Source organism: Paenibacillus oenotherae (assembly GCF_019443105.1).
GTDB classification, from domain to species: Bacteria; Bacillota; Bacilli; order Paenibacillales; family Paenibacillaceae; genus Paenibacillus_Z; species Paenibacillus_Z oenotherae.
Genome location: NZ_JAHZIJ010000061.1, coordinates 1 through 1,284 on the forward strand (window position 1 = coordinate 1; position 1,284 = coordinate 1,284).

At 52.3% G+C, this 1,284-nt stretch carries 1 protein-coding gene; it reads left to right on the forward strand.

Going from position 1 to position 1,284, the window contains the following annotated elements; all coding sequences use genetic code 11:
* Nucleotides 1-1,284, forward strand: a 1,284-nt coding sequence (locus K0T92_RS24490) for a carbohydrate binding domain-containing protein (protein ID WP_281423194.1), incomplete at both ends; no start/stop codon positions are given.

A 1,284-nucleotide genomic window follows, 5' to 3' on the forward strand; every position in this document is an offset into this window, starting at 1 on the left:
CTTATACGTACAAAGTGGTTGCGAAGAGCAACGCTGGTCAATCTTCCGATGACAGCAGCACAATCACAGTTACAACGAATGATAGCGGAACTGTTGTAGCACCAACAGCACCAACAGGTCTGGCTTCAACCGGCAAGACAGATAAGACCGTAACGTTGACATGGCAGGCATCCACGCATAGCTCCGGCATCGCTGGCTATGATGTGTACCGCAATGGCAGCAAGGTGGGCACTGCAACGACGACATCCTACACGGACACTGGTCTGACAGGCGCAACAGCCTACACGTACAAAGTAATCGCGACGAGCAATGCAGGAAGCTCCTCCGATCCGAGCAACGAGATCAGCGTAACAACTGAGCAAGGCAACAACAACGGCAACACGGTAACGGTATACTACAAAAAAGGATTTGCAACACCGTATATCCACTACCGTCCTGAAGGCGGCACATGGACCGTTGCTCCAGGCACGAAGATGGAAGAGTCCGAAATTCCGGGCTATGCCAAGTACACGATTGACCTTGGAACAAGCACAGCTACCCGTGTCGAAGCAGCATTCAACAACGGCAGCGGACAATGGGACAGCAATGGCCAGAAGAACTACTTCTTCAACAAAGGCGACAACACGTATAGCGCTGGCGTCGTAACGCCAGGCAAACCGGTATACGTACCAGGCAACAAAGTAACAGTCTACTACAAAGAGGGCTGGACGAACGTCAACATTCACTACCGTGCTGAAGGCGGCACATGGACAGCTACTCCGGGCGTGAAGATGGAGAACGATCCGCTTAACCCGGGCTACAAGAAAATGACGATCGATATCGGCACGGCTACCCGTCTGGAAGCTTGCTTCAACAACGGCAGCGGACAATGGGATAGCAACGGCCAAAGCAACTACTTCTTCAACGTAGGCGACAACACGTACATCCCTGGCACGAACGGTGGCGCAGGCCAAGTGAAAGTTGGGGAGAAACCGCAAGGAACGGATACAATCGCTCCTTCGATCCCTGCCAACCTGGCAGGCAGCCTCGGAACAGGCACGACCAAGACAGTTACACTGACTTGGAGCGCTTCGACCGACAACATCAAAGTTGAGGGCTATGAAATTACCCGTACGGAAGGTGCAAACACGACGACTATTCCTGTGAATGCAACGACGTACATCGACAGCACCGTTGTTGCGGGCAAGACGTACAAGTACAAAGTGCGTGCAAAAGATGCGAAACCGAACTTCTCCGACTACAGCAATGAAGTCACAATTGCTGTACCATCGGACGTAGACACAA